Below are 8,393 nucleotides of genomic sequence, written 5' to 3'. Positions count from 1 at the left end.
GGTCCCCGCCGGCGGGCGGCCGGGGGCGCCGACTCACCGCCGCGGCTTCGCCCGTGGCGATAGCCCGATGAGCCGCCCGCGCATCGGGACGGACCGTCACTAGCATCACAGAACATGACGGATCCGCACCTCAGGACGCCTCAGCCGAGGACGCCTCAGCCGGTCGACGGGAGGCTCCCCGAGGGCTGGGTGGATCATCCCGTGGGACTCGAGTTCGAGCGTCACTGTCTCGACGACGTCGCGACCGGGGACCTGTACGACTACCGCACCGGCTGGGAGCACCAGCGCCGGGTGCTCGACGACGTCTGCCACCACCGCTGCCCCGATCGGGTCATCTTCTGCCAGCATGAGTCCGTCTACACGGCGGGGCGCCAGACGAGGGACGAGGACCGTCCCTTCGACGGCACGCCCGTCATCGACGTCGACCGGGGCGGGGACGTCACCTGGCACGGCCCCGGTCAGCTCGTCGGCTATCCGATCGTCTTCCTGCAGCGCGGGGTGGGCGTCGTCGACTACGTGCGCCGTCTCGAGGAGGCCGTCATCAGGCTGCTCGCCGGCTACGGGCTCGCGACCGGGCGCATACCCGGCCGCACCGGCGTATGGCTCGGCTCCGACGGTCTGCGCCCCGAGCGCAAGATCTGCGCCATCGGCGTGCGCTGCGCCCACCAGACCACCATGCACGGCTTCGCACTGAACGTCGCCCCGGACTTCGAACGGTTCGACAACATCATCCCCTGCGGCATCACCGACGCCGGCGTCACCTCGATCCGCGGCGAGCTCGGGCGCGCCCCCGGTCTGGGGCGGGTCGCCGAGGACCTCGAGCCGCAGCTGCGCGAGCTCCTGTCCATGCACCCCTACCGGATGAGCCCCGACGTCCCCCGCGATGCGCACCCCGCTGTTCACCGCCCGACGGCGGTCGGTCAGTCGTTGACGCCCTGTCCGGCGCCGACGAGCACTCTCGAGGAGATCCGCCTGTGATGGACGCGACGAACGCCTCGGCGACGACCCTGCCCGGAGCACGCCCGGGCGTGAAGAAGGCCGGTACCGGCCGCAGGATGCTGCGCATCGAGGCGAAGAACGCCCGGACGCCGATCGAGCGCGATCGCCCCGACTGGCTCAGGACGCGCCTGAGCGCCGGTCCCGAGTACATGAACATGCACCGGCGCATGCTGGCCGGCGGCCTGCACACCGTGTGCGAGGAGGCCGGCTGCCCGAACATCTACGAGTGCTGGGAGGACCGCGAGGCCACCTTCCTCATCGGCGGCGACAAGTGCACCCGCCGCTGCGACTTCTGCCAGATCACCTCGGCCGGACCCGACCGGTACGACACGGCCGAGCCCGGCCGGGTGGCCCTGTCGGTCAAGCAGATGGGCCTGCACTACGCCACCGTCACGAGCGTCTGCCGGGACGACCTGCCCGATGAGGGCGCCTGGCTGTGCGCCGAGACGATCCGCCGCATCCACGAACTCAACCCCGGCGTCGGCGTCGAGATGCTGGCCCAGGACTTCTCCGCCGATCCCGACAAGCTCCAAGTCGTCTTCGACGCCCGTCCGGAGGTCTTCGGACACAACATCGAGACCGTTCCGCGCCTGTTCAAGCAGATCCGCCCCGGCTTCACCTACGAGGGCTCGCTGTCGGTACTCGAGCAGGCGCACGAGGCCGGTCTCATCTCGAAGTCGAACCTCATCCTCGGCATGGGGGAGACCAACGAGGAGGTCGAGGAGGCACTGTGCGACATCTGCGACGCCGGCGCCGAGCTCATCACGATCACCCAGTACATGCGCCCCGGCCCGACCCTGCGCCCCGTCGACCGCTGGGTCACGCCCAGGGAGTTCGTCCACTTCGGCCGCCTGGCCGAGCGGATCGGATTCGTCGGCGTCATGAGCGGTGCCCTGGTGCGCTCCAGCTACCGCGCCGGCTCGCTGTACCGCCGGGCCATCGAGAGGCACGGGGACGGGACCGGACAGGCCGCCAGCGCCGAACTGCTCACCGGCCGTTGAACCGAGCGCCCGCCCCGGTGGGCGGGGATGGCTTGGCTCATGCCTGCTCGGGGGGTAAGCTCAACCGGGCCGAAGACCGCTGGTGGTTCTCCACGATGCCGTAAAGCCGTCCCGTCGGGGATGGCGCCCGCGCAGGTGCTGATACGACGCCATTCGCCGTGCTCCAGTGCTCGCGTGCCGGGGCTTCCAGTCGTCCCGGGGAGCCGCCCGAGGTCTTCGACCCGAACAAGAAGTGGGAAGGAGACCCAATGGCGAGGCCTGACAAGGCGGCCGCGGTCGAGCGCCTCTCTGCGAGGTTCGCCGGGAGCAACGCCGCCGTGCTGACCGAGTACCGCGGACTCACCGTCAAGGACCTGAGGGATCTGCGCAGGTCCCTCGGAGACGACGCCACCTACGCCGTTGCGAAGAACACCCTGACCAAGATCGCCGCCAGGCAGGCCGGCGTCGAGGGACTCGACGACCGGCTCTCCGGGCCGACGGCCATCGCCTTCATCACGGGCGATGTCGCCGCTGTGGCGAAGGGTCTGCGTGATTTCGCAAGGGACAATCCGCTTCTGGTCATCAAGGGCGGTGTCATGGATGGCAGGATCCTCGACGCCGACACGGTCAGGAGGCTCGCCGACCTCGAGTCGCGCGAGGCGCTGCTCGCCAAGCTGGCAGGGGACATGAAGGCTTCCATGGGCGGGGCAGCCGCCCTGTTCGCCGCCCCCCTCGCGCAGGTCGCCCGGACTCTGGGCGCCCTCCAGGACAAGGCGGCCCAGGATCCCTCCGCCATCGGTGGGGCCGGAGCCCCCGCCGCCGACCAGGAGCGCAGCACTGCCGAGGATCCGGCACCCGAAGCAGCAGATGCTGCCGAGGCCACTGCAGACGCGGCTGACGCTGCATCGAACGAGTAAGGAAGGACGCCCAATCATGGCGAAGCTCAGCACCGAGGAGCTCCTTGAGCAGTTCAAGGACATGACCCTCATCGAACTGTCCGATTTCGTGAAGGCCTTCGAGGACGCCTTCGACGTCAAGGCCGCCGCTCCCGTGGCGGTGGCGGCCGCCCCGGCCGCCGGCGCCGCCGCTGATGGCGGCGAGGACGCCGACGAGGAGACCGCCAGCGAGGTGGACGTCGTCCTCGAGGCCGCCGGCGACAAGAAGATCCAGGTCATCAAGGAGGTCCGCGCCCTGACCAGCCTCGGCCTCAAGGACGCCAAGGATCTCGTCGAGGCCGCTCCGAAGGTCCTCCTCGAGAAGGTCGCCAGGGACACCGCCGACCAGGCCAAGGAGAAGCTCGAGACCGCCGGCGCCACCGTCTCCTTCAAGTGAGGCGGCGTACGACCCCGGCGCTCTGCTGAGGGCCGGCCGACTGCAGCGGGCGTCACCCGTCATCGGGTGGCGCCCGCTCGCCGTCCCCGACCCGCGGCGCCCAGGACGGACCGGTGAAGGACCGTACGGACCCCTTGCCGTGTCACGATCCTCCTCGGGGTGTTCCCCGGTGGGGCGAACCGGTACGGTGGGGGAGTCCTGGACAGTCGGGCACATCGGGGGAGGGCCGGTCCTTGAACGCAGCACGGGGTGGACGCAGTCGTGGCGAGGTCGTCCGGTGGTCGGCCATCGGGCTGACGCTGGTGCTCGTCGTCGTGCTGTTCGCGCTCGGCGCGGACTCCTCGCAGGATGAGGGTGTCACCGTCGACACCGAGCCGGCCCGTGCCATCTCCGCCCCGGCCTCGGCGGGTCCGGGATCAGGGTCGTCCATGTCGACCGATGCCCAGGCCTACGGCGAGCTGTCGAGCCATGCCGATGCCGGTTGGGCGAGCATCCAACCGGTGCAGGGTCAGTGGGCGGCCCTGGTGGGCAGCCATGTCGTGCTGTCGCCGAACCAGCCCGCCTCGCTTCCCAGCGGCAAGGCCACCGTGGACTCCGCGCCGATCGTCCTGGCCGAGTACGAGGCCCTCGTCGACCGCTTCGCCCCCGATGGCGCCCAGGTGCTGCTCGTGCGCCGCTCGGCCTACGGGCCCGCGGTCACCGACGACCAGTTCATCTTCGTCACCCTCGTCGTCGACGGCCTCGGTTCGAGCGCGGACGCCCAGGACTGGTGCGACCGGCACTACTCGGATCTCCAGGCCGGCGCCGATCGCGATGCGGCCTGTTCGCCCGTTCAACTCCAGAGACGGTGAAGCCCCTATTCTTGCGAATTATTCGCATTCACTGTAGAGTCGTGCCCGGTCTCGCCATGGGACGGGCCGGGGCGAGCAGGCGATTCCCCGGCCCGCCCCATTCGTGCAGGATCCCCGCGCCGCCTGGCGAGGGGGGTCGTGCAGCCCGACCCTGCTGGTTCGGTTCGCTGGTGGTGAATCGTCGTGAGAGGGGATCCGGAGTGGTCCGGAGCGCCCATGGGCCCGAAGACCTGCCAGCGCGGCGGCGGCCGCCGGACCGTCCTGCCCCCCGCGGCGGCCCACAGGTCTTCTGCGCGCATGCTCTCGGGCGTCTCCCCGCCGAGGAGCATCGCATGCGCCGCACCCGCACCCGTCGTCCTTCCTCCGAGCCCGTCTCCCGCCGGGAGGGGGCGGCTCGTGCGACGAGATCGTCCACTTGGACGAGATCGACCGGGCCGGCCCCTGAGCCGGGCCCGGCCCGGCTCAGGGGCCGGATGACGGCGCGCCGCGGCTTGCCCTGCGCGGCTGCATGCGTATCATCGGGGACGTGGTCCGGCCCCGGTGGCGAGGCCGCCGGGGCATGTGCCTGCGGCATGCGGGAGACGCGGTGCGCGCTTGCTCTTCTGTCGTCGAGGGGCTATAGTTCATAGTTGCTTATCGTCACAAGGACGACCGCGTTGTGACGCGGGCCGTTTTGCATGCACAGAACCTCTGCGAGTTCTTGGAAGGACCACACCTTGGCCGCCTCGCGCAATGCGTTGAAGAACACCGATGTCGTCTCCAGCAGTGGACGAATCTCCTTCGCGAAGATTCACGAGCCTCTGGAAGTCCCCAACCTGCTCGATCTGCAGGTGAAATCGTTCAACTGGCTCGTCGGCAACGACGTGTGGCAGCGCGAGGTGGACGAGGCCCTGGCCGCAGGACGCACCGATGTCAACACCAAGTCCGGGCTCGAGGAGATCTTCGAGGAGATCTCCCCGATCGAGGACTTCTCCCAGACGATGTCGCTGAGCTTCCGCGACCACCGTTTCGAGGAGCCCAAGTACACCATCGACGAGTGCAAGGACCGTGACGCCACCTACGCGGCGCCGCTGTTCGTCACCGCCGAGTTCATGAACAACGACACCGGCGAGATCAAGAGCCAGACCGTGTTCATCGGCGACTTCCCGCTGATGACCGACAAGGGCACCTTCATCATCACCGGCACCGAGCGCGTGGTCGTCTCCCAGCTGGTGCGCTCCCCGGGCGTCTACTTCGAGCAGGTCCCCGACAAGACCAGCGACAAGGACGTCTTCACCTGCAAGGTGATCCCCTCCCGCGGCGCGTGGCTCGAGTTCGAGATCGACAAGCGCGACACCGTCGGCGTCCGCCTCGACCGCAAGCGCAAGCAGAACGTCACCGTCCTGCTGAAGGCCCTGGGCTGGACCGAGGAGCAGATCCTCGAGGAGTTCGGGCAGTACGAGTCCGTTCGCATGACGATGGAGAAGGACCACGTCACCACGCAGGGCGAGGCGCTCCTGGACATCTACCGCAAGCTCCGCCCGGGCGAGCCGCCGAGCCGCGACGCGGCCCAGACCCTGCTGGAGAACTTCTACTTCAACCCGAAGCGCTACGACACGGCCAAGGTCGGTCGCTACAAGATCAACAAGAAGCTCGGCCTGGGCCTGCCGTTCGACCAGCAGGTCCTGACGATCGACGACATCAAGGCCGCCATCCACTACATCTGCGCCCTGCACGAGGGCAGGACCGAGCTCGAGGGCGGTCTGCTCGTCGAGGCCGATGACATCGACCACTTCGGCAACCGCCGCCTGCGCACCGTGGGCGAGCTGATCCAGAACCAGCTCCGCACCGGCCTGGGCCGCATGGAGCGCGTCGTGCGCGACCGCATGACCACGCAGGACATCGAGGCCATCACGCCCCAGACTCTGATCAACGTGCGGCCGGTCACCGCCGCGCTCAAGGAGTTCTTCGGCACCAGTCAGCTCTCGCAGTTCATGGACCAGAACAACCCGCTGGCCGAGATGACGCACAAGCGCCGTCTGTCGGCTCTCGGCCCCGGGGGCCTCTCCCGGGACCGCGCCGGCATGGAGGTTCGCGACGTCCACCCGAGCCACTACGGCCGCATGTGCCCGATCGAGACCCCTGAGGGCCCGAACATCGGCCTCATCGGCTCGCTGGCCTCGTTCGCCCGCGTCAACGCCTTCGGCTTCATCGAGACGCCCTACCGCAAGGTCATCGACGGCACCGTCACCGACGACGTCGACTACCTGACCGCGGACGAGGAGGACCGCCACATCATCGCCCAGGCCAACGCCTCCCTCGACGGGAACGGCCGTTTCGCCGAGGACCGCGTCCTGGTGCGCAAGCGCCACGGCGACGTCGACCTGATGCCCCGCGACGAGGTCGACTACATGGACGTCTCCCCGCGCCAGATGGTGTCGGTGGGCTCGGCCCTGATCCCCTTCCTGGAGCACGACGACTCCTCGCGGGCCCTCATGGGCGCCAACATGCAGCGCCAGGCGGTCCCGCTGGTCCGCAACGAGGCCCCCTTCGTCGGCACCGGCATGGAGTACCGCACGGCCGTCGACGTCGGCGAGGTCACCTGCGCCTCCAAGCCCGGCACCGTGACCTCCGTGACTGGTGACCTCATCGACATCGCCTGCGACGACGGCACCTACCAGACCTTCAAGCTCGAGAAGTTCCAGCGCTCCAACGCGGGTACCTGTGTCAACCAGCGCCCGACCGTGACCCCCGGTCAGCACGTGGAGATGGGCACGCCCCTGGCGGACGGCCCCTGCACCGACCAGGGCGAGCTGGCGCTGGGCCGCAACCTGCTGGCCGCATTCATGCCCTGGAACGGCCTGAACTACGAGGACGCCATCATTCTGTCCCAGCGCGTCGTGTCCGAGGACGTGCTCACCTCGATCCACATCGAGGAGCACGAGGTCGACGCCCGGGACACCAAGCTCGGGCCCGAGGAGATCACCCGCGACATCCCGAACGTGTCCGACGACATGATCGCCGATCTCGACGAGCGCGGCATCATCCGCATCGGCGCCGAGGTCCGCACCGGGGACATCCTCGTCGGCAAGGTCACGCCCAAGGGCGAGACCGAGCTGACCCCCGAGGAGCGTCTGCTGCGCGCCATCTTCGGTGAGAAGGCCCGCGAGGTGCGCGACACCTCGATGAAGGTGCCGCACGGCGAGGAGGGCACCGTCATCGGCGTGCGCATCTTCGACCGCGAGGACTCCGACGAGCTGCCGCCCGGCGTCAACCAGATGGTCCGCGTCTACGTCGCCCAGAAGCGCAAGGTGCAGGTGGGCGACAAGCTCGCCGGCCGCCACGGCAACAAGGGCGTCATCTCCAAGATCCTGCCGGTCGAGGACATGCCGTTCATGGCCGACGGGACCCCGGTCGACATCATCCTGAACCCGCTCGGCGTGCCCTCGCGGATGAACCTCGGCCAGGTGCTCGAAATGCATCTCGGCTGGATCGCCCACTCGGGCTGGGACATCGGCGAGTGCGACGAGCCCTGGGCCCGGCGCCTGCGCGAGGTCGGCCTCGAGCACGTCGAGGGCGACGCCCGCCTGGCCACGCCGGTGTTCGACGGCGCCAACGAGGGGGAGATCTCGGGTCTGCTGGCCAACGGCCTGCCCAACCGCGACGGCGACATGGTCGTCAACAGCGACGGCAAGGCCACGCTCTTCGACGGCCGCTCCGGCGAGCCGTTCCCCGAGAAGGTCGGTGTCGGCTACATGTACATGCTGAAACTGCACCACTTGGTCGACGACAAGATCCACGCGCGCTCCACCGGCCCGTACTCGATGATCACGCAGCAGCCCTTGGGCGGCAAGGCCCAGTTCGGCGGCCAGCGCTTCGGCGAGATGGAGGTGTGGGCCCTGGAGGCCTACGGCGCCGCCTGGGCCCTGCAGGAGATGCTCACCATCAAGTCCGATGACGTGGCCGGGCGGGTCAAGGTCTACGAGGCCATCGTCAAGGGTGAGAACATCCCAGAGCCGGGCATCCCCGAGGGCTTCAAGGTCCTCGTCAAGGAGATGCAGTCCCTGTGCCTGAACGTCGAGGTCCTCGGCGTTGACGGGCGGGTCATCGACCTGCGCGACTCCGAGGACGACTTCCGCTCCGCCGACGACCTGGGCATCGACCTCTCCCGCCGGCCGGGCGCCGATTCGTACAAGCTGGAGTCCGAGGCCTGACGACGCCCCACGGCGTCCGGGCCCCGGCCCGTCCCGCG

The 8,393-nt window shown here is 69.1% G+C and carries 6 protein-coding genes; all 6 read left to right on the top strand.

The window, feature by feature from the left end; all coding sequences use genetic code 11:
* Nucleotides 1-114: 114 nt before the first annotated feature.
* The 6 genes from lipB to R2N01_RS06690 all read left to right on the top strand — a co-directional run bounded on the left by lipB (nucleotide 115) and on the right by R2N01_RS06690 (nucleotide 8,355).
* A complete protein-coding gene (gene lipB / locus R2N01_RS06715; protein WP_316669720.1) occupies nucleotides 115-978 on the top strand; it encodes a lipoyl(octanoyl) transferase LipB in 864 nt (287 codons plus the stop codon).
* Between the two features lie 77 nt (nucleotides 979-1,055).
* Nucleotides 1,056-2,000 (top strand): lipoyl synthase, encoded by a 945-nt coding sequence (locus tag R2N01_RS06710; RefSeq protein WP_316669725.1) that lies wholly within the window; start codon nucleotides 1,056-1,058, stop codon nucleotides 1,998-2,000.
* Nucleotides 2,001-2,248: 248 nt separating this feature from the next.
* Nucleotides 2,249-2,896, top strand: coding sequence for a 50S ribosomal protein L10 (gene rplJ, locus R2N01_RS06705; protein WP_316669718.1), 648 nt, complete (start codon nucleotides 2,249-2,251; stop codon nucleotides 2,894-2,896).
* A 16-nt stretch (nucleotides 2,897-2,912) separates the two neighbouring features.
* Complete coding sequence (gene rplL, locus R2N01_RS06700; RefSeq protein ID WP_316669715.1) at nucleotides 2,913-3,311, top strand: 50S ribosomal protein L7/L12; 399 nt, start codon at nucleotides 2,913-2,915, stop codon at nucleotides 3,309-3,311.
* Nucleotides 3,312-3,544: 233 nt separating this feature from the next.
* Nucleotides 3,545-4,162 (top strand): hypothetical protein, encoded by a 618-nt coding sequence (locus tag R2N01_RS06695; RefSeq protein ID WP_316669713.1) that lies wholly within the window; start codon nucleotides 3,545-3,547, stop codon nucleotides 4,160-4,162.
* A gap of 716 nt (nucleotides 4,163-4,878) precedes the next feature.
* Nucleotides 4,879-8,355 carry a DNA-directed RNA polymerase subunit beta gene (locus tag R2N01_RS06690; protein ID WP_316669710.1) on the top strand — a complete coding sequence of 1,159 codons (3,477 nt, stop codon included), beginning with the start codon at nucleotides 4,879-4,881 and terminating at the stop codon, nucleotides 8,353-8,355.
* Nucleotides 8,356-8,393 lie beyond the last annotated feature (38 nt).

The organism is uncultured Propionibacterium sp. (assembly GCF_963539965.1).
Classification (GTDB): domain Bacteria; phylum Actinomycetota; class Actinomycetes; order Propionibacteriales; family Propionibacteriaceae; genus Propionibacterium.
The sequence above is the reverse complement of the archived record's forward strand: the minus strand, read 5'-3'. Positions and strand labels throughout refer to the sequence as shown.

Coding starts and splice junctions, on each gene's coding strand:
- lipB (WP_316669720.1), top strand. CDS start 115: ATGACGGATCCGCACCTCAGGACGCCTCAGCCGAGGACGCCTCAGCCG.
- R2N01_RS06710 (WP_316669725.1), top strand. CDS start 1,056: ATGCTGCGCATCGAGGCGAAGAACGCCCGGACGCCGATCGAGCGCGAT.
- rplJ (WP_316669718.1), top strand. CDS start 2,249: ATGGCGAGGCCTGACAAGGCGGCCGCGGTCGAGCGCCTCTCTGCGAGG.
- rplL (WP_316669715.1), top strand. CDS start 2,913: ATGGCGAAGCTCAGCACCGAGGAGCTCCTTGAGCAGTTCAAGGACATG.